Below are 25,447 nucleotides of genomic sequence, written 5' to 3'. Positions count from 1 at the left end.
GATTCAGTCACAGCGCCGCCCGCCCTGCGGGTGGTGCCCGGAATGCCAAGGGATAAATACGCATGTCGGAAAACGAAACGCCGGAAACCTTTCTGGACAGTGTCTCACACATGGTCGATCGCGCCATGCATTTCCTCGAGTTGCCCGAAGGTGCGATGGATGCAATCAAGGCCTGCGACTCGGTCATCCAGGTGAGCTTTCCGATCCGCTTTCGCGACCGCATCGAGGTCTTTACCGGCTGGCGTGCCGTGCACTCCTCCCACCGTCTCCCGGTCAAAGGGGGGCTGCGATTCTCCCCCACCATGGACCAGGGACATGCGGAGGCCCTGGCCGCCCTGATGACCTACAAGTGCGCGATCGTGGATATCCCGTTTGGGGGTTCCAAGGGCGGGCTGCGCATCGATCCGCGCAAGTATGACGAGTGGGAGATGGAGCGGATCACCCGCCGTTTCGCCCACGAACTGATCCAGCGCGACTACATCAGTCCCGCGCAGAACGTGCCGGCCCCGGACGTCGGGACCTCGCAGCGCGAGATGGCGTGGATCATGGAGACCTATCGCGAACGCCATCCGGAAGACGTCAACCACAGCGCCGCCGTGACCGGCAAGCCCGTCGACCTGGGCGGCATGCGGGGTCGTCTGGAGGCCACCGGGCGCGGCGTTCAGTACGCCCTGCAGGCCTTCTTCCGCGAGGGCAATGCCGCGCGCGAAGCCGGGCTGGAAGGCGGCCTGGGCGACCAGCGCATCATCGTTCAGGGCTTCGGCAATGTGGGCTATCACGCCGCCCATTTCCTGCAGAACGACGACCACGCCAAAATCGTCGGGGTGATCAAGAGTGATGGCGGGGTCTACTGCGAGGACGGGATCGATGTCGACGCCCTGAACGACTATGTACGCCGTTCCGGCACCATGGAAGGCTTCGCCGGCGTGGAATTCGAGCGCAATGGCAACCGGATCATGGAACGCGAATGCGACATCCTGATTCCGGCGGCACTCGAGGGCGCGATCCATCGCGAGAATGCGCCCAACATCCAGGCCCGACTGATCGCGGAGGCCGCGAACGGCCCGGTGACCTTCGAGGCCGACCAGATCCTGCAGGACCGCGGCATTACCATCCTGCCGGATGTCTTCGTCAATGCAGGCGGCGTCGTGGTCTCGTACTTCGAGTGGGTGCGCAACCTCGCCCACATGCGCTTCGGACGCCTCGAGCGGCGCTATGACCAGTCGCAGGGCCAGCATCTGGTCACCGCGATCGAGATGTCCACGGACCACAAGCTGCCGGACTGGATACGCGAATCCATCGTGCGCGGCGCAGAGGAGATCGACCTGGTCCGCTCCGGCCTCGATGACACCATGCGCGAGGCCTTCAGCGAGATGTACGAGACCCGCGAGGTGGAGAGCAATGGAGCGGTGCTGGATTACCGTACTGCGGCCTACCTGATTGCCCTGCGCAAGATCGTGCGGGCCCGCAGTGACCTGAGGCTGATCTGACGCACATCCGGGCGCCTGCGTAGACCGGCGGCCGGCTCAGCCCCGCTCCGCCTCCGAGGCAAGCAGTTCCTGCAGCCAGTGGCCGCCGCGGTCCGCCTTGGTACTGAGATAGCGCAAGTTGTGGGGGTTGAGCGTGCCGTGGACGGGCTCGCGGGCCACCACCTGGATGCCCCCGGCGCGCAGCGCCTCGATCTTCGCGGGGTTGTTGGTCAGCACACGCACCGTGTCGATGCCGAGAAATTCCAGCATCTCCACGGCCGCATCGTAGCGGCGTCCATCGGCCTCGAACCCCAGCTGGCAGTCGGAGTCAATCGTGTCCAGACCCGCCGTTTGCATGGTGTAGGCGCGCAGCTTGTTGGCCAGGCCGATGCCCCGCCCTTCCTGAGCCAGATACAGCAGCACCCCGCCACCACTCTCGTTGATCGTCTTCACACCGAGACGCAACTGATCGCCGCAGTCACAGCGCAGGCTGCCAAACAGATCGCCCGTCAGGCAGGCCGAATGCAGCCGTACCGGGACGGCCTCCGGCCATTCGTTCGGCTCGCCGATGACCACCGCCACGTGTTCCAGGATCCCGTTCCCCTCCCGGAACAGCATGAAGCGGGTCACCGGGGCATCGGCCAGGGGTACCGGGGCCTCGCTCACGTAGGCCAGTTCCAGGCGTGGGTGATGTGCGACCGCTCGTGCCTCGCGCTCGTCCACGTCCAGGAACATCCCGTCGGCCAGCGCCGAGTGGATGGCCTCGGGTACGGGTTCGGGCACGCGCGCCGATACGACGGCAGGCAGCAGACGACCGGCGCGGGCCAGCTCCAGCGCCGCGACTTCCGCGGGCTCGGCGGGCCGAACGTCCGCCTGGTCCAGCGCGTGGGTCGGGTGCTCGCCCTCGTTAGAGGCCTCAGGCGCACTGGCCAGGGTAAACAGTGCCTCGGGGTCCGTTCCGGGCGCAAACTCCAGCGCCACGCCTTCCCATCCCTCGGCCAGTGGTTGCGGCCAGCCCATTGCGGACGCGCGGTGGGGCGTTAGAATCAGACGGGGGCGGCCGCCGGTCATATGCGTCAGGCGATCCAGCAACACCGGGGTCAGACCTTCAACGGCAGCAACCAGTACGCTGGACTGCTCGCCGCTCAGCAAAACCGGATGGCCCCGGCGAAGGTCGAAAATCCCACGATCGGCGTTGTGCATCAGGTCCTTCCCAATGGAGTTTTTCTTATGACCAGCCCGCAGGACGCGAATTCCACTCTGTCCAGCCGCGACCCGTCACCCCTGTCGTCTCCCCCAAGCCTATCGCATGTGCCCCTAAAGGGTCGCGAAACCCGGGTTTTCCAGGCATGACCGCCTATCCGGTGACCGAGGAAGAGGCCTGGCGCTGGCTGCTGGCCCAGCGTGCCGATCCGGGCTGCTGCCCCCTGCCCGGCCCCCTTGCCCCGGCTGCGCACGACCTGCTGGAGCTCTACGGCCCGATCATCGAGGCGGAGAGCATCACCGTCGCGCAACTGGGCCAGAGCCTGGACGGCCGCATCGCCACTCAGAGCGGGCACTCCCAGTATGTAACCGGCCCCGAGGACATCGAGCACCTGCACCGCTTGCGTGCGTTGGTGGACGGCGTCGTAGTGGGTGCCGGCACCGTAGTCGCCGACGACCCGCGTCTCACCGTCCGCAAGGCCGAGGGCGTCCATCCGGTGCGGGTCATCCTCGACCCGGATGGACGAATCCGGTCCAGTGCCCGCGTCTTCCAGGACGGCGAGGTGAAAACGCTGGTCGTCCACGCCGAGGGCCACGGCCCCTGCGACATGCCCGGCCACGTCGAATGCATGGAGATGCCCGTCGATGCCGATGGCCGCTTTGCGCCGCCCGAGCTCCGCGACCGCCTGGCGGCCGAGCATGGGCTGCATCGACTGCTGGTCGAGGGCGGAGGCCGGACGGTGTCGCGCTTTCTCGCCAGTGACACTCTCGATCGCCTGCATCTGACGATCGCACCGATGCTGATCGGCTCCGGGCGCCAAGGCATCACCCTGCCCGAGATCGACACCCTCGATCAGGCCCTGCGCCCGCCCTGCCGCATCTTCCGGCTGGGTGGCGACACCCTCTACGACCTGGACCTGCGCAGCAAGCCCTGAGCACTTCGGGGCTGCTCGCTGCGATTATTAAAGGGTCTCAGGCGAGGTTGTCGCGGATCGCGCGGGAGACCGCGTCCAGCTCCGCCGGGACCTTGGTCGGCTGGACCACGCTCTGTGCGATGGCCGTGTCGGGATCCTTCAGGCCGTTACCCGTGAGGGTGCACACCACGGTGGAGCCCTCCCGAATCTTGCCCTCACGGATATCGCGCAGGGCGCCGGCCAGCGACGCCGCCGAGGCGGGCTCGCAGAACACGCCTTCCTTCTCGGCCAGGAGCTTCTGCGCGGCCAGGATCTCGTCGTCCTGGCACTCGTCGAACCAGCCGCTGGATTCCTCGCGCACCTTCCAGGCCATGTCCCAGGACTGTGGGTGCCCAATGCGGATCGCAGTGGCCACGGTGTCCGGGTCGTCGACCATTGCGCCGCGCATGAAGGGCGCGGAGCCGGCCGCCTGATAGCCGACCATGTGCGGGCGGTTACCCACCATGCCACCACCGGCGTACTTGCAGTGGCCCTTGCAATAGGAGCAGGCATCCGTCACGTCGTCGCTGCTCTTGGCGGCCATTTCGCTGTAGCCGATCCAGTGCGCGGTGATGTTGCCCGCATTGCCCACCGGCAGACAGTGATAATCCGGGGCGCGGCCCAGTTCCTCGACGATCTCGAAGGCCGCGGTCTTCTGGCCCTGCAGGCGATACGGATTGACCGAGTTCACCAGGGTCACCGGCGTGTTGGAGGCGACCTCCTTCACCAGGCGCATGCCATCGTCAAAGTTGCCCTCGATCTGGATCACGGTGGCGCCGTGCATCATCGCCTGGGCCAGCTTGCCCATCGCGATCTTTCCATCTGGGATGACGACGAATGCCGTGATCCCGGCGCGTGCCGCATAGGCGGCGGCCGCGGCGGAGGTGTTACCGGTGGAGGCGCAGACAATCGCGCGCGAGCCTTCTTCCACGGCCTTGGTGACCGCCATGGTCATGCCGCGGTCCTTGAACGAGCCGGTCGGGTTCAGGCCCTCGAACTTCACGTAAATCTCGACCTCGCGCGCCAGGTCCCGCGGGATATTGTTCAGGCGGATCAGCGGTGTATTGCCCTCGCCCAGCGAGATGATGCGCGTGTCGTCGTGCACCGGCAGGCGGTCACGGTAACGTTCGATCAGTCCGGTATAGCGATGTCCAAAGGCCATGGTGTTCTCTTTAGCGTGTTGCGCAGGAAACTCGGAGCCTAGCGGCCCAGCGCTTCCATGCGGATACGAGTAATCGGGGTTAGCAGGTGATCCAGCGCCTCGAGCGCGGCGATCGCCTCGTTCATCGCGCCCTCGCGGACCTTGTGCGTCAGCATGATGATCGTGGCCTCGCCGCGCTCCGGATCCGGCTCGCGTTGCAGGATCGCCTCGATACTGATGCCGTGCTCGCCCAGGATACGGGTGATGTCGGCCAGCACGCCCGGACGGTCCTGGGTACGCAGGCGCAGATAGAAGGACGTCTCCACCTCGGACAGATCCAGCACCGGCTTGTCCGACAGGGCATCCGGCTGGAAGGCGAGATGCGGGACCCGGTTCTCGGGGTCCGTGGTCAGGGCGCGCACGACGTCGACCAGATCGGCCACCACCGCCGAGGCGGTGGCCTCGGCACCGGCACCCGCGCCGTAGTACAGCGTCGGGCCCACCGCGTCGGCATTGACCAGCACCGCGTTCATCACGCCGTCGACGTTGGCGATCAGCCGGCGCTCCGGGATCAGGGTCGGGTGCACGCGCAGTTCGTAGCCCTTGTCGGTGCGCCGGGCAATCCCCAGATGCTTGATGCGGTAGCCCAGTTCGGCGGCGAAACCGACGTCCTCGCGGGTGATATTGCTGATGCCCTCGACCGCAACCCGGTCGAACTGCAGCGGGATACCGAAGGCGATGGACGCCAGGATCGCCAGCTTGTGGGCGGCATCGATGCCCTCCACGTCGAAGGTCGGGTCGGCCTCGGCATAACCGAGCGCCTGGGCTTCGGCGAGGACGTCGTCGAAGTCGCGGCCCTTGTCACGCATCTCCGTCAGGATGAAGTTGCCGGTCCCATTGATAATCCCGGCGAGCCACTCGATCTGGTTGCCGGCCAGGCCCTCGCGGATGGCCTTGATAATCGGGATACCCCCGGCCACCGCAGCCTCGAACGCGACCATCACGCCCTTCTCCTGGGCGCGCTGGAAGATGGTGTTGCCGTGCAGGGCGATCAGGGCCTTGTTCGCGGTGACCACATGCTTGCCGGCGTCGATTGCGGCCAGCACCAGGTTCAGCGCCGGGTCAGTGCCGCCCATCAGTTCGGCAACGACCTCAACCTCCGGGTCATTGACGACCGCCGCCGGGTCCGTGGTCAGGCGGATCTGCGAGCAATCGCAGTCGCGCTCACGCTTGATATCACGCGCGGCGGCTGCGACCACCTGGATGCCACGGCCAGCCCGGCGCGCGATCTCGATTCCGTTACGGTCCAGCACATTGACGGTGCCACAGCCAACCGTGCCCAGCCCCAGGATTCCAATCTTTACCGGCGTCATAAAAGCCTTGTCTTGTCTGCGTGCGGGCGCTACCGCCCGAATGAGTGCTTGATTGCTATTCGCCCCGAGCCGGCTCGGTCGGCTCGGTCGGCTCGACGGTGGCATCCGCCAGGATCGAGTCAGCGCGGAACATGGCCTTGATCCCGCGCAGGGCCTGCCGCGTGCGCTGTTCGTTCTCGATCAGGCTGAAGCGCACGAAGTCGTCGCCGTAGTTGCCGAAACCAACGCCCGGCGAGACCGCGACCTTGGCGTCCCGCAACAGCTTCTTGGCGAACTCGAGCGACCCCATCTCGCGATAGGCATCCGGGATCGGCGCCCAAACGAACATGGTCGCCTTCGGCTTCTCCACATGCCAGCCCAGCTTGCCGAGCCCCTCGCACAGCACGTCGCGGCGAGAACGATAAAGCTCGCGAATCTCGTCGACGCAGTCCTGCGGACCCTCCAGCGCGGCGATCGCGGCGACCTGGATCGGCGTGAAGGTGCCGTAATCCAGATAGGACTTGATGCGCGCCAGTGCGGCTACCAACGTCGGGTTGCCGCACATGAAACCGACTCGCCAGCCCGGCATGTTGTAGGTCTTGGACAGGGTGTAAAACTCGACCGCGATATCCTTCGCACCCGGCACTTCCAGAATCGAAGGGGCCTTGTAGCCATCGAAGCTGATCTCGGCATAGGCAAGATCGTGCACGATCCAGATGCCATGCTCCTTGCAAATCGCCACGACCCGTTCGAAGAAGTCCCGGTCCACGCACTGCGTGGTCGGGTTGGCCGGGAAGTTCAGGATCAGCATCTTCGGCTTCGGCCAGGAATCCTGAATCGCCCGCTCCAGCTCGGCGAAGAAGTCGACGTCCGGCGTCAGCGGCACATGGCGTACGTCCGCCCCGGCAATCACGCAGCCATAAGGGTGGATCGGATAGGCGGGATTCGGAACCAGCACCGCGTCCCCGGGCCCCAGGGTGGCCAGCGCCAGATGCGCGAGACCTTCCTTGGACCCGATGGTCACGATCGCCTCGGTCTCCGGGTCCAGCTCCACATCGAATTCGCTCTTGTACCAGCGCGTAATCGCCCTGCGCAGCCGCGGAATGCCCTTGGACACCGAATAGCGATGCGTATCGCCGCGCTGCGCGGCCTCGCAGAGCTTGTCGACGATGTGACGCGGGGTCGGCTGGTCCGGATTGCCCATACCGAAGTCGATAATGTCCTCGCCGCGGGCACGCGCCTCGGCCTTCAACTGGTTCACGATGTTGAAGACGTAGGGCGGGAGGCGCTCGATACGGGGAAAGACGTCGGTCACAGGTCAGGTCCTGGTTGGGCCAAGCGAGCCGGCAGCAGGTCGGGGAGACGCCGCGGAATCCCCTTGAATACCGCACCGGAAAGCGCGCCAAAGTATAACCCGGGCCCGCCTCTGTCAACGAATCGGGCACCAAACTGGCCCGGCTACAAATGCCTGATCTTGAGCCTGCCTCGCGCGCGGAGTAGCGTGTAGCGCATGCTGTTCTCCGAAGTCACCAGCGAAGAGACCTACATCGTGACCGGCTACGAGTCGGGTGCGGTGGGGATCAACCAGGTGGGGTACACCCGCAGCCTGATCGTGCGCCCGAATGCGCTGCAGCAAGACTGGCCGGTCGATTCCGTCGACGCGCTGGCGGTCGAACACCTGCAACCCGTGATCGATCATCCCCCGGAGGTGCTGCTGATCGGTACCGGCGAGGTGCAACGCTTTCCGGATCGGGCCGTATGGCGGCATTTGCGCCGCGAAGGATTCGGCGTGGAGATCATGGATACCGCTGCCGCCTGCCGGACCTACAATCTGATCATGGCCGAGGGTCGCGAGGTGGCGGCCGCCCTGATCATCGACGGCGGCGACTGAGCTAAGCCTTACGGCACCTCGCCGTCAGGAGTTGGGCAGTACCTCGTCGCCCTTCATACCGCGTGACTCAAGCAAACGCCGCAAGCGCTTCAGGGCATCCATCTGAATCTGGCGCACCCGTTCGCGTGTCACGCCGATCTCGGCCCCCACCTGCTCCAGGGTCGAACGCTCGAATCCATGCAACCCGAAGCGTCGCACAAGCACCTCGCGCTGCTTGTAATCCAGTTCACCCAGCCACTCGTCCACCAGGTGCTGAATGTCCTGATCCTCCAGCAGCGACGACGGCTCCTGCGCATTCACGTCCGCCAGGATATCCGTAAGCGAACGTTCGCCGTCCGGCCCGGGCGGCAGGTCCATGGAGGTTGACGGCTCCGACATCGCCCGGAGTTTCTGGATCTCGGCCACGGGCTTGCCCAGGCGCTGGGCCAGCTCTTCCTCGGTGGGGTCACGGCCCAGTTCCTGCGTCAGGTTGCGGGCGATCCGCGCGTGCATCCGCAGCTCCTTGCTGACATGCACCGGGATGCGAATCGTGCGCCCCTGGTTCATCAGGGCGCGCTCGATCGTCTGCCGGATCCACCACGTCGCGTAGGTCGAGAACCGAAAACCGCGTTCGGGGTCGAATTTCTCCACCGCGTGCATCAGGCCCAGATTGCCCTCCTCGATCAGATCCAGGAGCGGCAGACCGCGATTCAGGTAGCGCCGCGCGATCTTCACCACCAGCCGAAGGTTGCACTCGATCATGCGGCGCCGCCCGGATTCGTCGCCATCACGGGCCAGGCGCGCGTACTTGCGCTCTTCTTCGGGGGTCAGCAGGGGCCGGTATTCAATGTCACGCAGGTAAATCTGGATGGCGTCGAGCTCGGCCGGCCGGGCATCGCGCAGTGTTCGGGGGCGTACTGGAACATCCTGTTCCGGGGAGAGTTCCTTCTCGTCTTCCGGGGGCGGGACCTCGACCTCTTCGGGACTCTCTCCAGTCGCCAGAGGATCGCCGTTCGCGCCGAGGTGTTCGGCAGGATTCTCCTCACCCGACTGACCGGTTCCGTCATCCATCAGGTGTTCTTCGTCCAGTGCGGAATCGACCGGCTTCCGGGATTTAGCCATGGATGCCCTGTACTCCCTTTTCTATCTAGCGATCCGGCAGATATCGGGTCGGATCCACGGGTGTTCCGTCTACCCGTATCTCGAAGTGCAGCATTGGGCGCTCCGCACCCGATGAACCCAGACGCGCTATCGTCTCGCCGGCCTCGACCTGATCCCCTTCGGAGACCAGGAGCTCGTCGTTGTGGCCATAGGCGCTCAGAAAGCGCGCGTCGTGTTTCAAGATGATCAGTCGACCATACCCCACGAGGCCGCCACCTGCATAGACCACCTCTCCGGACCGCGTCGCCCGCACCTCGTCGCCGCGTTCTCCGCCAATCGCGAGCCCTCGCCGCGTTCCGCTGCTGGAGAAACCACGAAGGACGTCGCCATCCGCCGGCCAACGCCACCCACCCGGGTCATCCGGCGGTGGATCCGAGCGCGCGGCTTCCCGCGATGCACCACTATCACCGTCACTGCTGCTCGCGGTTGAGGATTCCTGCCGCTGCTGGCGTGGGGCCTGCGGCGGCGACGAGCGCGCAGCCCCGCGCAGACGCAGTTCCTGCCCGGGGTATATGATGTACGGCGCGCTAATCGCGTTGCGCTGGGCGACTTCACGCCAGTCCAGACCGTAGCGGTGGGCAATGCGGTAAAGGGTTTCTTCGCGCTGAACCGTATGGGTCGCAGGCACCGGGCCACTGGCACGCGACGTGTCGCTGCTGCCGCTGGGGGCACGTGTCGCGCAACCGCTGACCAAAGCGACAACCAGGCCCGCGATGGCCACCAGCATGAGCGTTTGCAAGAATCGCCGACTCAAGGCGTCATTCCATCAACAGCACGATCACCATCGCGCCCAGCAGCACGACCACACCTGCCCAGCCAATACGTTCCATATAGGGCCGCAGGTGCTGCTCGGCTCGAGGCCCCGCCCAGGCCATCACGAGTGCGACCAGGAAGAACCGCAGCCCCCTCCCGATCAGCGATGCAATCACGAATGGGATCAGGGCCATCGACAGGGCCCCGGCGGTCACCGTGAACAGCTTGTACGGGATGGGCGAGAACCCGGCGATCAGCACCACCCACACGCCCCAGACGGCAAACCAGGCCTCGGCCTGCGCGATCTCGCCGCCGTATCCCCAGCGTTCCAGCCATGGTCCAATCCATTCGAACGCGGCCCACCCGATCAGATACCCCAGCAAGCCGCCCAGTACGGAGAAGATCGTCGTCAGGGCGGCGAGGCGCCAGGCCGCCCGTGGTCGGGCGGCCGCCATCGGCGCCAGCATGACATCCGGCGGCACTGGAAAAAAGGAGGATTCGGCAAACGACAGTGTCGCCAGGTAGCGCGGGGCATGACGGTGGCGGGACCACTGCATGACCCGATCGTACAACGGCTCAAACAGCTTCATGCCGATCCCCGGTGGCTGCAGACATCACGCCTCGGCACCCGCGCACCTCACTGCTCGGCCCCGGGTAACATAGGAACGAACATGACCGCATCGAGGATATCGCGCACATAGGCCTCTTCGGTCCGCGTATAGCGCACCAGTTGCTGGCGCCCGTCCGGTCCCTCCACAGGGGCTACCAGACGGCCGTTGAGGGCCAGCTGTGTCAGCAGGGTCTCCGGAACGTTGTGCGGTGCGGCGGTCAGGATGATGCCGTCGAACGGCGCGCGCTCGGGCCAGCCTTCCGCCCCATCGCCGTGCCGCAGGTTCACGTTGTTGATCCCCAGGCGGCTTAACAGCTCCCGCGCGTTGCGGCTGAGCGCCTGGATGCGTTCGACGGAGTAGACGCGGTCCACGAGCTTGGCGAGAACGGCCGCCTGATAGCCGGACCCGGTGCCAATCTCCAGCACCGTGCTCACAGGACCGCCCTCCAGCAGGGCCTCGGTCATGCGCGCGACAATAAACGGTTGCGAGATCGTCTGACGATGCCCGATAGGCAGCGCGATGTTCTCGTAAGCCCGATGGCTCAGCGCCTCCTCGACAAACAAGTGGCGAGGGACATCGCGAACGGCCTCGAGCACCCGGCGGTCATGGATACCCTGACCTTCCAGCAAGCGGATCAGTCGTTCTCTTGCTCGGCCCGACGTCAAACCGGCCCCGCGCGCATCAGGAACCATGATGGCTCCCGGGCGTTGCATCCTCCAGCCAGCGGCCCACCGTATCGATGGCGTCGTAACGCGTTAAGTCCACCTGAATAGGAGTCACCGACACATAGCCCTCTCGCACCGCATGAAAATCCGTACCCGGCCCGGCGTCCTGTTCCGACCCCGCCGGGCCCACCCAGTAGATCGGTCGCCCACGCGGATCGGCGTCCGCGATCATCGGCTCGGCCCGGTGCCGGTTACCCAGGCGTGTCGCCTGTACACCGCGGATCTCGTCACGCGGCAGATCGGGGACATTGACGTTCAGGATCGTCGCGGCCGGCAGGGGAACGCGATGAATCCGGTCCAGCAGATCCAGCACGATACGGCCGGCCGCGTCATAGTTCGTGAGGTCCGTGCCGACGAGCGAGACCGCAATAGCCGGCAAACCCAGGAAACGCCCTTCCATCGCTGCGGCGACGGTGCCGGAATACAGCACATCGTCACCCATATTGGCACCGGAGTTGATCCCGGAGATCACGACATCCGGCTCCCACTCGCCCAGCAGGCCGGTCAATGCGAGATGCACACAGTCCGTCGGCGTCCCGTCCACCTGAATCCCGTCATGCCCCACTTCCCGTGCTCGCACCGGACGCACCAGCGTCAGGCTGTTGGACGCACCGCTGCGGTCACGATCCGGCGCCACAACCCGCACCTCCGCGACTTCACGCAGACATTTGGCCAGGCACTGGATGCCGGGCGCATGGATACCATCGTCGTTGCTTACCAGAATGCGCATTCGGATTGGGGTCGCTGGGAAGTGGCCTAATATACTGGATTCGGAACACCGAGCGCGGTCACGAACCTCACCGTCTGCCTGAGGTTCTTCTCCGTCCACGCCACGGAAAACGCGAGTATCCTGCCATGAACTCCGGTGATGATCCCAACGATATGCCCGATGACGCGGACGAATTCCTGCGTGCGATTGGCGATGTGCGACGCCTGCACCATGACCAGGCCGACACCGGCAAGCCGCGCCCCCCTGCCCGCGCCCATCAACGTGACCGCGACGAGGCGGCCGCCCATTCCGACTGGCTAAGCGATCCGATCGGCGCCTCCGAGCTCCAGCCGGGTGACGAGCTGCGCTATGCCCGCGACGGCATCAGCCACCGCATTTTTCGTAAACTTCGCAGTGGCCACTACCGCGTGGAAGATGAACTCGACATGCACGGCATGTTCGCGGACGAGGCGCGACAGGCGATCGGGCAGTTTCTCGATCAAGCCCGCGCGCATGGGCGCCTCTGCGTCCGTGTGGTGCATGGCAAGGGCATGCGCTCGCGGCAAAAAGGACCCGTCCTGAAGGGGCTCACGGATCACTGGCTGCGCCAGCGCCACGACGTGCTGGCGTTCTGCTCCGCGCCGCCCGCCGATGGTGGTACGGGCGCCGTGTATGTCCTCCTGAAGCGGCCGAAAGCGCAGCGCTAGCACGCGCATTACCACGCCCACCAGCTATACTTAAGTCACATATTCCCATTCGCTGATTCTTGGGCTTAGACTGATTCCAGGCTGGGGATTCAGCGCGGGACTGGTTCACGTTTTTCCTACGCCAGTCCTTGCAATCTTCGGTAATCCGTACCATGCTCTGTACAAGTCTTGTACAGTTCTACGGGACGCAACGGACACTGCAATGGGAGGTCCTGTTCATGAAGAATTGGAAGCTAGCCCCGATCGCCCTTGGCTTGGCCGCGTTCGTCAGCACTAGCGGACACGCCCTTGGCGACGATCACGCAAAAGAAATGACCGAAGCAGAACTGCAAGAACGCATCGCCGAAACTCGAGCGGCGATCGAACAGTTCGCAAGCACCCTCCAGGGGGAACTGGTCGCCGCCATGGAAGAAGGCGGGCCGACCCAGGCCATTGAGGTCTGCAACCAGCGGGCTCCCGAAATTGCGGACGAGATTGCGGCCGACACCGGCTGGGAAGTCGGTCGCACGAGCCTGAAGATCCGCAACCCTGACAACAGTCCGGACGAATGGGAACGCATCCAGCTGGAGCATTTCCAGTCCCAGCATGCCGACGGCACCCCCGCCAACGAGCTTGCTCCGCGCCACGAAGTGGTCGAGGGCGACGATGGCGCCCGTTTCCGCTTCATGGCGGCGATTCCGACCGGCGGTGCCTGCCTGGCCTGCCACGGTTCGGACATTGGTAGCGACGTCAAGCACGCGCTCGAGCGTCTGTATCCGGATGACCAGGCAACCGGGTACAGCGAAGGCGACGTCCGCGGTGCATTCACTATCACGCAAGAGATGTAATCCAGCGGGCATCTCGCCCCCTGAAAGGCCGCCTCCGGGCGGCCTTTTTCGTATCCGGCGCAAAAAATGCCCCGCGAGGGGGCACATTCGTGATATTTTCGAGACACTTGATTCTCAAACACGGGCATCCCCCTGAAGGACGGTCCCGCCCGCCAGACCCGAACACGAACGTGACCGAACTATGACGCGAACGATTGATGCCGAACTCCTGGCCCTCGCGATAGACGCCTCCAACGACGGTGTCGTAATCGCCGAACGCGAAGGCGATGACAACATCCTGATCTACGTCAATCGCGCCTTCGAAGAACTGACCGGCTATCGCTCCGAGGAGATCCTCTACCGTGATTGCCGCTTCCTGCAGGGGGGCGATACCGATCAGGAGGCAATCGCCGAGATCCGAGCTTCAATCCAGGAGAACCGTCCCTGCCGCGTCACACTGCGCAACTACCGCAAGGATGGCTCGCAGTTCTGGAACGAGCTTTCGCTTACGCCGGTGTTCAACGACGAAGACCATCTGACCTACTACATCGGTATCCAGAAAGACATCACGGCCCGGGTCGAGGCCGAGCAGCGCGCCGAGAAAGCCGAACAGAAGCTCAAGCAGACCGAGGCCCGCTCCGCCTGAGCGCGGCCACTCCCTAGGGGGTATCCGCTTTCGGTGCGCTGTCCATCAATGCGTCGATGACGCTGGTCGCGTACTCGCCGGGGCCAAGTTCCAGCTCAAGCCGCAGGTCATTCCCCTGCCACTCGAAACCGAGTGACCCCGGAAGCATGCGCAGGGCACGGCGTGCCGACTTCACGCCCTGGGCCTCCAGACCGGACGCCAGGCTCTCGAAACGACCGGCACACTCTGCCTCCCGCGCACGCACATCGCCCGCCGTCAGTGGCTCGCCACGACCCCACAGCGGGCCCGTCGGGTGTATCACCCCCTCCGCCAGGCGTTGTTCGATATCAGCAGTCACCTCCGGGACGGCAAACACACTGCCGGAGCCTTGAAACGTCGCCACGTCACCGGGCAGAAACCGTGCCCAGGAATCGTCGGCTACCCGTTCTGCCAGAACGGCATTGAAGATCGCGGAGCGCGCCGCAGAGAGCAGCAGGCTGCGCTGGTTGCGCCCCCGCGGCGCCCTCCCCCCGCTTAGCCACTGCTCGGCCTGTTCCAGGTTTCGGCGGCCAAACCGCTGCTGACCGAAGTAATTCGGGACCCCCTCCTCCCGGATACGCCGAAGGATCTGCCCCGCCATGTCCCGATCGCCCGCAACGTCCCGCAGCCAGACGACAAAACGGTTCCCCGCGAGGTGTCCGGTACGCAGCTTGCGCGAATGCCGCTCGGCCCGCAGCACTCGGGCCTCGCCCACAGCGTCCTTGCCCATGCGTTGTATCAAGGTCGCTGGATCTTGCCAGTCCGGTTCGGCAGCGGCCGTGCACTGCACGCTGAACCACTGCCGCGTCACGGCCTGCCGGTCCTTGCGCCCGGCATAGCTCACCTGGCCGCGCGGCACCCCGCAAGCCCGCGCCAGCGCGACGGCGACATCTTCGGTGTTGAGCAGCCGCTTTTCGATCTCCAGCCACAGGTGCTCGCCACTGCCTTCCGGTTCGGTCGCAGGAAGCTCGAATACGCAGAAATCTTCCGGGGCCTCTTTCATGCGCCCGGTAATCGGTGGCGACCATGGATATACCGGCGTCATGTCTTCGCCCCTCGCGGACTGGGCGGCGCGGCAACGTTATCGCGCAGGTAAACCGGCTGCGCCTGTTCGGGCGGAATTGCCTCGCCCCGTGCCCATGCATCCACGGCCAGCATGGCCACCTCGCGCGCCCGCGGCAGTGCGTCCGGATAGAGCCGCTCCTCGCCCAATCCGCAGCGTTCGCCCAGTTCAGGATAGGCGGCAAAACCGGAACCGATGCCACGGTCGGGTGCGCCACGCCAGGCGGGGGATATCTGTCCGGGCGCCGCGACCTGTTCCGCCGCTGCCTGCGCACGCCCTTCGACGACCGTATTCAGACTCCAGTACACCTCGCCCATGCGGGCGTCGAGGGCCGCAAGGATCTCGCCCGACGGTGAGTCGGGCCGTTCGCTGACCAGTTGCTGCGCAAGCGCCTGCAGGGTCGATATCGGGAGCACCGGGCAATCCAGGGCGAAGGCCATGCCCTGTGCGACGCCCAGCCCAAGGCGAACGCCGGTAAATGCCCCCGGTCCACGGCCGACGGCAACGGCATCCAGGGACGAGCGTGCAATATCCGACCGCGCCAGCAGCTCCTCCACCTGCCGGAGTATCAGTTCGCCATGCTTGCGTGGGGCACGCACCTCGACGCTTTCCAGGGCCCCATCCACCCACAACGCGGCGGAGCACATCTCGGTGCAGGTCTCGATGGCGATCAGTCGCATTCGACACGCTCCCGTGCGGTCGCCAGAAACTGCAGGGCCGCGATCGGGTCCCGCGTCCGATAAAACGGTGGAAGGCTGGCCAGGAACCGGCGTCCATAGGACTTTCCGGTCAGCCGGGGATCACAGATCGCAAGGATGCCGGAGTCATCCGCATCACGAATCAGGCGTCCAGCCCCCTGCTTCAGGGCCAGCACCGCCTGCGGCAGGCTGAACTCCATGAACGGCGAACGCCCTTCGGCCTCCAGGGCCTGCGCGCGGGCTTGCAGCACCGGGTCGTTTGGCGCCGCAAACGGCAGGCGGTCGATGATCACCACCGACAGCGCCTCCCCGCGGATATCGACGCCCTCCCAGAAGCTGTGGGCACCCAACAACCAGGCGTTACCACTCTCGCGAAACCGTGCCAGCAGGTCGTTACGGGGCTGCTCGCCCTGTACCAGCAGTTCGCGATCGGGCAGCTCGGCCAGTAGCAGTGCCGCCGCCTCCTGCAGAGCACGATGGCTGGTGAACAGAAAAAACCCGCCGCCCGGGTTGTCACGCAGCAGAGGCCAGGCCCAGGCGACACAGGCGCGCGTGTATTCGGGGCTGTTCGGGTTGGGCAGCGGAGGCTGCGGATGCACCAGGCAGGCCTGCCGGGCAAAGTCGAAGGGGCTCTCCAGGCGTTCCTGGGCGACGTCCGCGGGCAGTCCCAGACGGCGCGAGGCATGGGTGAAGTCCTCTCCAACGGCCAGCGTAGCCGAGGTGAAGACCCAGGCAGCCGGGCGCGCGGCCCGCCGTTGCGCCAGCGGTCGCGCGGCATCCAGCGGCGTCCTGTGCAGGATCAGACTCTGCGCGAAGCGCTCCACCCAGGCTACGGTATCCGGCGTGTCCTCGCGCCAGGTCTGCAGACGTTCCCGCATCAGCAGTACCCGCCCCTGCACCTGCTCGAGGCCGGGTCCGCGCTCGGTGGCCGGGGCCAGCGCATCACTCAACCCGCAAAGGGCCTCGTCCAGCTCCTCGATCGACGGCTCCACCCGGCCCTTCTCGTTCACCACGTCCCAGGCGGCGCGCGGTTCCATGCCCTGTGTCGCGTCGAGCAGCTTCTTCGCCACAGTCTCAAGCTCGACCGCAGCCTCGCGGATCACCACCATCTCCGGGGCGGCCTGCTCCTGCTCCCGGCGCACATCGCGCGCCAGGTCGCGCAACGCCCGGCTCCCCACGGCAACGCCGAAGAACGCTCCGGCGATCTCCGGCAGCTGATGGGCCTCGTCGACGATCACGGCATCCACCTCCGGCAGGAGCTCGCCGAAACCCTCTTCCTTCAGCGCCATATCGGCGAGCAGGAGGTGGTGATTCACGACCACGATATCGGCGTCCTGCGCGCGCTTGCGCGCCTGCACCACGAAGCAGTCGTTGTATTGCGGACACTCGCTGCCCAGGCAGTTGTCGACGGTGGAGGTCACCTGCGGCCACAGGGGCGAGTCTTCGGCCAGGATGCCCGCTTGTCCCAGATCGCCCGTGGCATGGGTGCGCGCGAACTGCCGCAGCGCCTCGATAACGGGCATGCGCTCGCGCTGCGCGCTACGTTGCGTCTGGCCCCCGGCCTCGGCGGCCGCGAGTTCCAGGCGGTAATGGCACAGGTAGTTAGCGCGGCCCTTTAGCAGTGCGGTGCGCGGGCGATAGCCCAATGCTTCGCATACGGTCGGAAGATCCCGTTCGAAGAGCTGGTCCTGCAGCGTCTTGGTGCCCGTCGACACCAGGGCCTTGCGGCGTGACTGGAGGACCGGCACCAGATACGCAAAGGTCTTGCCCACCCCTGTGGCGGCCTCCACGAGCAATGCAGTCGGGGCCTGCCCCAGGGCCAACTCCACGGCCGCCGCCATGCGCTGCTGCGGCTCGCGCGGGCGAAACCCGTGCAGTGCCTCGGCCAGATCGCCGCCGGGGCTCAGCGCGCGCACGGCCGCCGACCCGGATGGGGCCGTCGCGGGTGATTCGGCGGACTTAGACAACGCCGGTTTCCAGCCTCTGAATGGCCTCCTGGGCCTCCCGGACGCCTTCTTCGTCACCCATCGCCTCGCGCGCGGCCTTGATCACACGCCAGTTCTCCAGAGCAAGCGAGCGATCCCGTTCGCCGCCCAGTTGCAGCGAGCGCCCTGCCAGACGGTCCGCCTGCGGGTAATTGCCCTGCTCCAGCCGGATGTGGGCCATCTGATGCCACAGCGAGGCATCGCGCGGCGCAATCCGCAGCGCACGCTCCAGCTGCTGGGCGGCGCGCTCGAGGTTCCCCTCGCTGCGCGAGCCTTCAGCCTGCTCGGCCAGGGCCAGCGCGGCCGACGGCGTGGCGTCTGGCTCCGCCGCCGGTTCAGGCTCGCGCGACTCCTCGTGCGGGATCGCCTCAGGCTCCGGTGCCTCGGCCGCCGGCGGCTGCTCGGGGGCCGGGGCCCGTGTCTCCGGCACCGCACAGGCCGCCAGAAACAGCACCGTCAGCAGTGCGGCGACCGGGCGAGGTCGAAACGGCAGGCTCGAGCGTAAGGAGGTGGTTGAAGTCATCAGCGGAACAATCTCTCGAAAAAGCCCCGCTCATCCGGGGTACGGCCCGTGTCGCAGTCGGCACGGCTCTCGGGGATGGAATTCTGCCAGAACGGGAGCGTTTTCACCGCCTCGCAGGCATGGTCGTCCTGCTCGACACGGAGCCCGGACTTCAGGTCAATCGCCTGATAGGCAATCTCCGGATGACGGTCGAGGCGCAGCGACTGGGCGCCGAGACCTGCCATTATGTCCGCCCAGATGGGGGCGGCGGCCGCCCCTCCGGTCAGGCCGGTCGCCTCGTTGTCGTCCATCCCCAGCCAGACCACCGTGACATGGCGATCATCGAACCCGGCGAACCAGCTGTCGCGGAAGTTGTTCGTGGTGCCGGTCTTGCCGGCCACGACGCGCCCCGGGAGGCGCTGGCTGATCTGCCGCCCGGTCCCCTCGGTAGTCACATCATGCAGGGCGTGGGTCAGCAGGCTGACCGCCCCATCGGGTACGGCACCGCGCAATTCCAGCCCGTAGTGGGACAGGACCTCGTCCTCGAGATCGAGGACATCGCGAATCGCGCGGGTGCCGGTCGCATAGCCGCCATTGGCAAGCGCCTGGTACAGCCCGGCCACCTCCAGTGGCGACAACTCGATCGCCCCGAGGGCCAGCGAGGGCAACGGCGCCGGGGTGCGCTGCAAGCCGAGCGTCTGCAGCACGTCGATCAGCTGCGAAATACCGATCTCTTCGGCCAGCTGGACCGTGGCGACGTTGTAGGACTGGACCAGTGCCTCCCACGCCGTCACGTCGCCGCGGTGCTCGCGATCGAAGTTGCGCGGCGTCCAGGGTTCGCCATGCGGCAGCTGGATGGTCATTGGGCTGTCATCCAGCAGACTTGCTAGCGTATAGCGCCCGGGTTGCGTGAGCGCGGCCAGATAGACGAAGGGCTTGAGTACCGACCCGACCTGACGTTGCGCCTCGACCGCCCGGTTATAGCCGGGATACTGCGGATCGCGGTCCCCGACCACCGCGAGCACTTCCCCCGCCTGGGGATCCGTCACAACGGCAGCCGCCTGCAGGCGCTCCAGGCTGGACCCGCGCTGCTCGATCACCCGATCCACACCTGCCTTCACGCGCTCCTCCAGCGTGAGCTGCACGACCGGGTCCATCGTGGTGAAGATGCGTAGCCCCTCGCTGCGCAGATCTTCGTCCGCGTAGTCAGCGCGCAACTCGCGGCGCACCATGTCGAGAAACGCCGGGAATCGGCTGCGGCCCTGGGGCACCACGGGGGTTACATCGAGTTCAGTATCGAGCGCGGCCTCGACCTGGTCGGCATCGGCCAGCCCGGTCTCCAGCATCGCCCGCAGCACCTGATCACGGCGCGCCTCGGCACGCTGGGGGTGACGCCGGGGGTCGTAGTAGCTGGCACCGCGGGCGAGCCCTACCAGAAGCGCCAACTGGTCCAGGCGGAGTTCGTTCAGCGGACGTTGATAGTAGAACTGGGACGCCTGGCCGAATCCGTGAATCGCGCGCTCGCCCGACTGGCCCAGGTAGACCTCGTTGATATAGGCCTCGAGGATCTCGCGCTTGGAATAGCGTCGCTCCAGCAACAAGGCCATGACCGCCTCGTTCGCCTTGCGCGCCAGGGTCTGGTCCCGTGTCAGGTAGAAGTTCTTGACCAGCTGCTGCGTCAGCGTGCTGCCACCCTGCACCGTCCGCCCCGCGCGCAGATTCGCCATGGCGGCCCGGGCAATCCCCGCCGGGTCCACCCCGCGGTGCGACATGAAGCGACGATCCTCAATTGCGAGCAGTGCACCGATCAATTCACGTGGCACCTCGTCTATGGCCACGAGGATGCGATCCTGGCCATGGGTCGGGTAGATGCTCCCGATCAGCAAGGGCTCGACCCGCATCAGATCGACGCGCTCTCCGTTCCCCTGCTCCTGGACGGACTGCACCCTTCCACCTGAGAAATCCACCCGCACCGAATGGGCCGGTTCCGGACCGTCGCCGAAGGTGAACGGGCGCGTGGTGAACGACACCCGGTTGCCGTCCACGCGATACTCGCCCGGGCCACTTCCCTGTGCGCTACTGCGGTAGTTCAGTGTCTCCAGTTCGGTTTCCAACGCCTGGGGCGTTAGCGCCCGACCCTCGTACAGCTCCAGCGGTCGCGCGTAGACGCGCGCCGGCAAGGCCCAGCGCTGGCCTTCGAAGCGCTCGCGAATCTCCTGATCGAGCGAGACGACATAGATCGCCCCAACCCCGACGCCGGCCAGCACCAGACCGGCGAACAGCCACACCCCGGCACCAAAGAAACGGCGCAGGCCTCCGGGTCGGCCACCTCGGCGGGAACGGGTCGTACGTTTTCGGGGCATGAGGGCTTCTGGAAGCGGCACAAGGAAAGGGATCAGTCCCAATGTTAACCTGACCGGGAACAGCAGACATGCCGCAAATGCCGCGTTTCCGGGAACGAATCGGCACAAAACCCGTCCACCCGATCGCGATCTGCCAATCCCATGGAGGCGTGATGAGCGCGCTGGAACAACACCAACAACAACTGCAGGCCCTGATTGCGACACTGGGATTCCCGGAGCCCACACCACCGAAAGATCAGGTACAGCGCATCGAGACCCACATCTCGACCGTCATTCTCGCCGGTGACTATGCCTACAAATTCAAGAAGCCACTCGCACTGGGATTCCTGGACTTCTCCACGCTCGACGCGCGCCAGCACTTCTGTGAAACCGAGTTGAAGGTGAATCGCCGCCTCGCCCCGCAAATCTATCTCGATGTGGTGACCCTGAACGGAGATGCCTCGGCTCCCCGCATCAATGGCGAAGGCCCGATCCTCGACTACGCCGTATGCATGCGCCGATTCGATCGCCGCAAGCAACTGGATAACCTGCTGGACCAGGGCCAGTTGCCCACCGAGGCCATGGAGGCACTGGGCCACTACATCGCTGCCTTTCACGAGCGCACCGAGCGCGCCGGCGCCGACTCGCCCCATGGCACCCCGGAAGCGGCAACCCAGCCCATGCTCGACAACTTCCCGGCCCTGGGCGAAGCGATCCATGGCGAGGTCGACAGGGCCCGGCTCACGGCGCTGGAGCGCTGGACCCGGAACGAAATCGAACGCCTGGGCCCGCTTCTCGAATCACGCCACCGCGAGGGCTTCATCCGCCACGGGCATGGCGACCTGCACCTGGGCAACATCGTGTATGTCGACGATCCGGAAAACGGCGAGACCCTGGCGGCGTTTGATGCGATCGAGTTCGATCCCGAGTTGCGCTGGATCGACGTGATCTCCGAGATCGCGTTCACCACCATGGACCTGCTGGCACGCAAGGCCCGGGCGCATGCCTGGCGCTTGCTGAATGCCTACCTGGACGGTCGTGACGACATCGCCGGGCTCCGGCTGCTGCCCCTTTATCAGGTCTATCGCGCTCTGATCCGCGCCAAGGTGCAGGGCATCCACGCGCAGGAGTCGCATCTCCCCTCGGACGAACAGGCGGCCCACCGCGCCGAAATGGGGCGCTATCTCGCACTCGCCGAACGCCTGACCGAGCCGTCTGCGCCGCGCCTGGTGCTGATGCATGGCGTATCCGGCAGCGGCAAGACCGTGATCAGCACGCAGATCGTTGAGGCCCTCGGGGCGCTGCGGCTGCGCTCCGATATCGAGCGCAAGCGCATGGGCGACGCGGTCTCCTACAGCGAAGAGGCTCGCGGGCAGATCTACGACCACCTGCGCGCCCGCGCGGACACCCTGCTGGCGCTGGGGCACACCGTGATCGTCGACGCGACCTTCCTGACCCGTGCCCAGCGGGCACCCTTCCAGCAGCTCGCTACCCGGCACCAGGCGGGGTTTGCAGTCGTCGCCTGCCACGCCAGCGATCGCGTCCTGCAGGAACGCCTCGAGCAACGCTCTGCGGCCGGTAAGGATGCGTCCGATGCCGACTACCAGGTGATGCAGCAGCAACGCCCGCAGCAGGAATGGCCGACCGGAGCGGAGGGCGTCGTGGAGGTTGCCCCGGAACAGCCGCTGGATACCGATGCCCTGGCACGCCAGCTTCTGCAACCGGTTTCCGCCTAATTGTCCGCGTACGTGCCAAAATACAGCCTGACACAACATCTGCGAATGCCTATGTCCCGTACCCTCGCCCTACTCCCGGCTGCCTGTCTGATTGTCCTGGCGACCGCCCTGCCGGCCCAGGCTGACGCCCTTTTGCACTACATCGACGACGAAGGGCTCGAGAGCCAGATCCTCGTGCGCGATCACATGATCCGCATGGAGCTGAACGAGGCGATCAGCGGAACTTCCGGGTACATGCTGTTCGACGCGCGCAACGACCAGCTCACCGTCGTGGATGACGACGAGCAGACCTATCTCCCGTTGACGCGCGAGGTGATGGATCAACAGATCCAGGCGATGACCGACATGGTCAGCGACCTGCGCCGCCAGATGGAGCAGCTCCCCCCGGACGTTCGCGATCAGCTCAAACAGCAGCTTGGGATCGGCCCCAAGGGGTTCGAGGCCGAAATCAGTACCCGCGAGACCAATGAGCAACGCGAGATCGGGGACTTTGTCTGCAGCGAAATCGAAGTGCTGATCGATGACCGCCCCCAGAGCACCGTTTGCGTCGCCGACGCGCAATCCTTGGGCCTGGAGGCGTCCGATTTTCAGACCCTCGGGGCCTTGATGGATCGCCTCTATGAGCTGTCCTTGCGCGCCCTTGAGGCCGGAGGCCCCATGGCCTCCCAGATGGGGGCGTCGCTCCTTCCCCGTGTGGAGGGCATCCCTCTCGAGGTCCGCGAACACGATGGCGTCACGACCCGACTGGCAGGGCTGTCGACGGACGCCCTTAGCGAGGCCTTGTTCCAGGTACCGGAAAGCTATGAAGAAACCGAGATGTTCTAGTGCTCCGGGGCCAACGCCCTCCCCGGCCTACGGGTCCCAATCCGGCATACCATCCTCCCACAGCGTTCTCCCCTTGCTAGGGGCAGCGCTCGTACTGGCCGGGTGCGCAAGCAGCCCTGAACCACGCGGGCCGGCACCGGAGCCCCTCAAGGTCGATCCGGAACCCCGGGTAGCCGAAGGCCCGATGAGTTATGTTCCCGAGGCCGAGCTGAAGCGCTCCGAGGTCGTACTGGCGGCGCTCGGACACCTCGACACGCCCTACCGCTACGGCGGCACCGACGCCAACGGGCTCGACTGCTCCGCCCTGGTACAGCGCGCCTACCGCGAGGCGGGTCAAGATGTCCCTCGGACCACGGGCGAACAGGCCTCGGCCGCCGTAAAGCGCGATGGCGACCCGAGCCCCGGAGACGTCGTGTTCTTCGCGATCAACGGGAATCAAATTGACCACGTCGGGGTCTATGTCGGTGAAGGCCGTTTTGTCCACGCGCCAAGCTCGCGCGGGCAGGTCCGAATTGAGGAACTCGACAATCCCTACTGGGCTCCACGCACCCGATTCGCGGGCCATTTCTTCGACTAATGGGCCTTGGGCCCCTGGAACCTACTACGAGGAAGGAACCATGAAGGCATTCCCTAATTTGTCCCAACTGCTGCGCCGTTCGGCGCTCGCCCTGACGCTGGGCGCCGGCCTGGCACTGGGTGCCACTGCCAGTGCGTACGAAACCGTGATGGAAACCGACGAACGCGTGATCTTCAAGATCGAAGGCGAGTTCGATCACTACTTTGAAATGGTCGAGGAAGCCATCGCATCCGAGGGCTTGGTGATCAACAACGTCGGCTACATCGCCAACATGCTGGACCGCACCGCTGGCCAGGAGAGTGGCGAGGGCATTTATCTCAATGGCAAGTCCCTGGACTTCTGTAGCGCCAGCTATTCGCGCGCCACGATGGAGGCCGACCCGCACAACATGGTGTTCTGCCCCTACATCATCACGGTGTACGAGCTGACCGATGAGCCCGGCGTGGTGTACATGGGCTACACCCCTGTCCCCGAGATCGGTGAAGAAGACTCCAAGAAGAGCCTGCGCGACGTCAACGAACTGGTGGAGCGCATCATCAAGGAAGCGCTGTCGTTCTGACCACCGCCTGAACGCGAAAAGCCCGGCTAGCCTCGCAGGCTGCCGGGCTTTTTTGTGCCCACTGATTCCAGCGGATGTCCGCTAAGGCGTCTGATCTTCCTCGGCGCCTTCCCTCTTCACCGGGAGTAGCACCTGGCGGTCCACGCCTAGCAGCAATGCCGCGGTGGCCGCGATAAAGATCGACGAATAGGTACCCACAATCACCCCGATGATCAGCGCGATCGAGAAGTTCTGCAGCGCAGCGCCACCCAGGAACGCCAGCGCGAACAACACCAGCAGGGTCGTCGTACTGGTGACAATGGTACGCGCCAGGGTCTTGTTCACCGCGATGTTCATCACCTCTTCGGTGCCCTTCTTGCGCAATATTCGGAAATTCTCGCGTATTCGGTCATACACCACGATCGTGTCATTCAATGAATACCCGATCACCGCAAGCACCGCCGCCAGGACCCCCAAGTCAAACTCGAGCTGCAGCAGCGAGAAAATCCCGAGCGTGATCACCACATCGTGGATCAACGCAAGCACCGAACCGATCGAGAATCGCCACTCGAAGCGGACCGCGACGTAAATCAGGATCCCGGCCAGGGCGTAGATCATCGCCAGCCCCCCCTGCTCGCGCAGCTCCTCGCCCACGGCAGGCCCCACGAACTCCACACGCCGCAGATCCGGGTCATCCGGACCTCCATCCTGCAAGACATTGAGTACGCGGTTGGACAGCGTGGCCGGATCATCGTCGTCCTCGCTCGGGGGCAGACGAATCAGGACATCGCGTGAAGTACCAAAGGTCTGCACCTGGGCCCCGGCGAAGCCGCCATCGGCCAGCGTCTCGCGGATCGGATCGAGCTCGACCGCCTCGGGATATCCGACCTCGACCAGCGTGCCACCGGTAAAGTCGATCCCGAAATTCAGCCCGCGCGTGGCCAGAAGCGCCACAGAAATCAGGATCAGGATCAGGGAAACCGTGATCGTGATCTTGCGCTTGCCGAGAAAATCGAGATTCGATTCGGCGAAATTCAAATGCGGAAGCATGTCGTTC

The 25,447-nt window shown here is 65.4% G+C and carries 25 protein-coding genes; 10 read left to right on the top strand and 15 right to left on the bottom strand.

The features are described from left to right. Positions 1 to 62: 62 nt before the first annotated feature. Positions 63 to 1,490, top strand: coding sequence for a Glu/Leu/Phe/Val dehydrogenase (locus F791_RS0109830; RefSeq protein WP_018139404.1), 1,428 nt, complete (start codon positions 63 to 65; stop codon positions 1,488 to 1,490). Between the two features lie 36 nt (positions 1,491 to 1,526). On the opposite strand, the gene ribA is transcribed toward F791_RS0109830, so the two are convergent. Further along, on the bottom strand, positions 1,527 to 2,672 hold the full coding sequence (gene ribA, locus F791_RS0109825) for a GTP cyclohydrolase II RibA (RefSeq protein ID WP_018139403.1): 1,146 nt from the start codon (positions 2,670 to 2,672) through the stop codon (positions 1,527 to 1,529). Between the two features lie 146 nt (positions 2,673 to 2,818). Between ribA and F791_RS0109820 the strand changes: the two genes are divergently transcribed. Continuing rightward, positions 2,819 to 3,607 (top strand): RibD family protein, encoded by a 789-nt coding sequence (locus tag F791_RS0109820; RefSeq protein WP_018139402.1) that lies wholly within the window; start codon positions 2,819 to 2,821, stop codon positions 3,605 to 3,607. Positions 3,608 to 3,644: 37 nt separating this feature from the next. Here F791_RS0109820 and thrC read toward each other — a convergent pair whose 3' ends face one another. Genes thrC through alaC form a run of 3 tightly spaced genes read right to left on the bottom strand, consistent with a single transcriptional unit; the run spans position 3,645 to position 7,433 of the window. Next, positions 3,645 to 4,787 carry a threonine synthase gene (thrC, locus tag F791_RS0109815; protein WP_012982677.1) on the bottom strand — a complete coding sequence of 381 codons (1,143 nt, stop codon included), beginning with the start codon at positions 4,785 to 4,787 and terminating at the stop codon, positions 3,645 to 3,647. A gap of 38 nt (positions 4,788 to 4,825) precedes the next feature. After that, positions 4,826 to 6,139, bottom strand: a complete 1,314-nt coding sequence (locus tag F791_RS0109810) for a homoserine dehydrogenase (protein WP_019592506.1) — start codon at positions 6,137 to 6,139, stop codon at positions 4,826 to 4,828. A gap of 55 nt (positions 6,140 to 6,194) precedes the next feature. After that, positions 6,195 to 7,433, bottom strand: a complete 1,239-nt coding sequence (gene alaC / locus F791_RS0109805) for an alanine transaminase (RefSeq protein WP_018993893.1) — start codon at positions 7,431 to 7,433, stop codon at positions 6,195 to 6,197. A 195-nt stretch (positions 7,434 to 7,628) separates the two neighbouring features. Between alaC and F791_RS0109800 the strand changes: the two genes are divergently transcribed. After that, positions 7,629 to 8,009, top strand: a complete 381-nt coding sequence (locus F791_RS0109800; protein WP_018139399.1) for an Mth938-like domain-containing protein — start codon at positions 7,629 to 7,631, stop codon at positions 8,007 to 8,009. 24 nt (positions 8,010 to 8,033) lie between these two features. Here the strand turns inward: F791_RS0109800 and rpoS are convergent, their stop codons facing one another. The 5 genes from rpoS to surE are packed head-to-tail and all read right to left on the bottom strand — an operon-like array spanning position 8,034 to position 11,968. Beyond that, entirely contained in the window at positions 8,034 to 9,110 is a 1,077-nt protein-coding gene (gene rpoS, locus F791_RS0109795) for an RNA polymerase sigma factor RpoS (protein WP_018139398.1), read from the bottom strand. 25 nt (positions 9,111 to 9,135) lie between these two features. Next, complete coding sequence (locus F791_RS0109790) at positions 9,136 to 9,876, bottom strand: peptidoglycan DD-metalloendopeptidase family protein (RefSeq protein WP_018139397.1); 741 nt, start codon at positions 9,874 to 9,876, stop codon at positions 9,136 to 9,138. A gap of 31 nt (positions 9,877 to 9,907) precedes the next feature. Further along, positions 9,908 to 10,492, bottom strand: a complete 585-nt coding sequence (locus F791_RS0109785) for a YqaA family protein (protein ID WP_018139396.1) — start codon at positions 10,490 to 10,492, stop codon at positions 9,908 to 9,910. Positions 10,493 to 10,539: 47 nt separating this feature from the next. Next, positions 10,540 to 11,205, bottom strand: a complete 666-nt coding sequence (locus F791_RS0109780) for a protein-L-isoaspartate(D-aspartate) O-methyltransferase (protein ID WP_026182228.1) — start codon at positions 11,203 to 11,205, stop codon at positions 10,540 to 10,542. Beyond that, positions 11,195 to 11,968, bottom strand: a complete 774-nt coding sequence (gene surE / locus F791_RS0109775; protein ID WP_018139394.1) for a 5'/3'-nucleotidase SurE — start codon at positions 11,966 to 11,968, stop codon at positions 11,195 to 11,197. The genes F791_RS0109780 and surE overlap by 11 nt, the downstream gene beginning before the upstream one ends. 125 nt (positions 11,969 to 12,093) lie before the next feature. Between surE and F791_RS0109770 the strand changes: the two genes are divergently transcribed. The 3 genes from F791_RS0109770 (at position 12,094) to F791_RS0109760 (ending at position 14,106) form a co-directional block, all read left to right on the top strand. Further along, positions 12,094 to 12,654, top strand: coding sequence for a Smr/MutS family protein (locus F791_RS0109770; RefSeq protein ID WP_018139393.1), 561 nt, complete (start codon positions 12,094 to 12,096; stop codon positions 12,652 to 12,654). 218 nt (positions 12,655 to 12,872) lie between these two features. Further along, positions 12,873 to 13,481, top strand: coding sequence for a DUF3365 domain-containing protein (locus tag F791_RS0109765; protein ID WP_038038771.1), 609 nt, complete (start codon positions 12,873 to 12,875; stop codon positions 13,479 to 13,481). 181 nt (positions 13,482 to 13,662) lie between these two features. Next, the gene (locus F791_RS0109760) at positions 13,663 to 14,106 is read left to right on the top strand and encodes a PAS sensor domain-containing protein (RefSeq protein ID WP_018139391.1); all 444 of its coding nucleotides are present in this window, start codon (positions 13,663 to 13,665) and stop codon (positions 14,104 to 14,106) included. 13 nt (positions 14,107 to 14,119) lie between these two features. Here the strand turns inward: F791_RS0109760 and truD are convergent, their stop codons facing one another. Genes truD through mrcB form a run of 5 tightly spaced genes read right to left on the bottom strand, consistent with a single transcriptional unit; the run spans position 14,120 to position 20,735 of the window. Next, positions 14,120 to 15,169, bottom strand: a complete 1,050-nt coding sequence (truD, locus tag F791_RS0109755) for a tRNA pseudouridine(13) synthase TruD (protein ID WP_081622320.1) — start codon at positions 15,167 to 15,169, stop codon at positions 14,120 to 14,122. Beyond that, entirely contained in the window at positions 15,166 to 15,867 is a 702-nt protein-coding gene (gene tsaB / locus F791_RS0109750; protein WP_018139389.1) for a tRNA (adenosine(37)-N6)-threonylcarbamoyltransferase complex dimerization subunit type 1 TsaB, read from the bottom strand. Before tsaB ends, truD begins: the two co-directional genes overlap by 4 nt. Continuing rightward, positions 15,858 to 17,801: an ATP-dependent DNA helicase gene (locus F791_RS0109745; RefSeq protein ID WP_019592505.1), complete on the bottom strand. Its 1,944-nt coding sequence runs from the start codon at positions 17,799 to 17,801 to the stop codon at positions 15,858 to 15,860. The genes tsaB and F791_RS0109745 overlap by 10 nt, the downstream gene beginning before the upstream one ends. Before the next feature lie 43 nt (positions 17,802 to 17,844). Beyond that, entirely contained in the window at positions 17,845 to 18,393 is a 549-nt protein-coding gene (locus F791_RS0109740) for a tetratricopeptide repeat protein (protein ID WP_018139387.1), read from the bottom strand. Beyond that, positions 18,393 to 20,735 (bottom strand): penicillin-binding protein 1B, encoded by a 2,343-nt coding sequence (mrcB, locus tag F791_RS0109735; protein WP_156000530.1) that lies wholly within the window; start codon positions 20,733 to 20,735, stop codon positions 18,393 to 18,395. The genes F791_RS0109740 and mrcB overlap by 1 nt, the downstream gene beginning before the upstream one ends. A gap of 152 nt (positions 20,736 to 20,887) precedes the next feature. Here mrcB and F791_RS0109730 point away from each other — a divergent pair, with 152 nt between their 5' ends. Genes F791_RS0109730 through F791_RS0109715 form a run of 4 tightly spaced genes read left to right on the top strand, consistent with a single transcriptional unit; the run spans position 20,888 to position 24,411 of the window. After that, a complete protein-coding gene (locus F791_RS0109730) occupies positions 20,888 to 22,450 on the top strand; it encodes a bifunctional aminoglycoside phosphotransferase/ATP-binding protein (RefSeq protein ID WP_018139385.1) in 1,563 nt (520 codons plus the stop codon). A 51-nt stretch (positions 22,451 to 22,501) separates the two neighbouring features. Further along, positions 22,502 to 23,275, top strand: coding sequence for a hypothetical protein (locus tag F791_RS0109725; RefSeq protein ID WP_019592504.1), 774 nt, complete (start codon positions 22,502 to 22,504; stop codon positions 23,273 to 23,275). A 46-nt stretch (positions 23,276 to 23,321) separates the two neighbouring features. Beyond that, positions 23,322 to 23,852: a C40 family peptidase gene (locus F791_RS0109720; RefSeq protein ID WP_231362281.1), complete on the top strand. Its 531-nt coding sequence runs from the start codon at positions 23,322 to 23,324 to the stop codon at positions 23,850 to 23,852. A 40-nt stretch (positions 23,853 to 23,892) separates the two neighbouring features. Then, complete coding sequence (locus F791_RS0109715) at positions 23,893 to 24,411, top strand: DUF302 domain-containing protein (RefSeq protein WP_026278833.1); 519 nt, start codon at positions 23,893 to 23,895, stop codon at positions 24,409 to 24,411. Positions 24,412 to 24,492: 81 nt separating this feature from the next. Here F791_RS0109715 and secF read toward each other — a convergent pair whose 3' ends face one another. Continuing rightward, positions 24,493 to 25,440: a protein translocase subunit SecF gene (gene secF, locus F791_RS0109710; protein ID WP_018993885.1), complete on the bottom strand. Its 948-nt coding sequence runs from the start codon at positions 25,438 to 25,440 to the stop codon at positions 24,493 to 24,495. Positions 25,441 to 25,447: the final 7 nt, after the last annotated feature.

The sequence above is a fragment of the Thioalkalivibrio sp. ALRh genome, from assembly GCF_000381425.1.
In the GTDB taxonomy this organism is placed as follows: domain Bacteria; phylum Pseudomonadota; class Gammaproteobacteria; order Ectothiorhodospirales; family Ectothiorhodospiraceae; genus Thioalkalivibrio.
The sequence above is the reverse complement of the archived record's forward strand: the minus strand, read 5'-3'. Positions and strand labels throughout refer to the sequence as shown.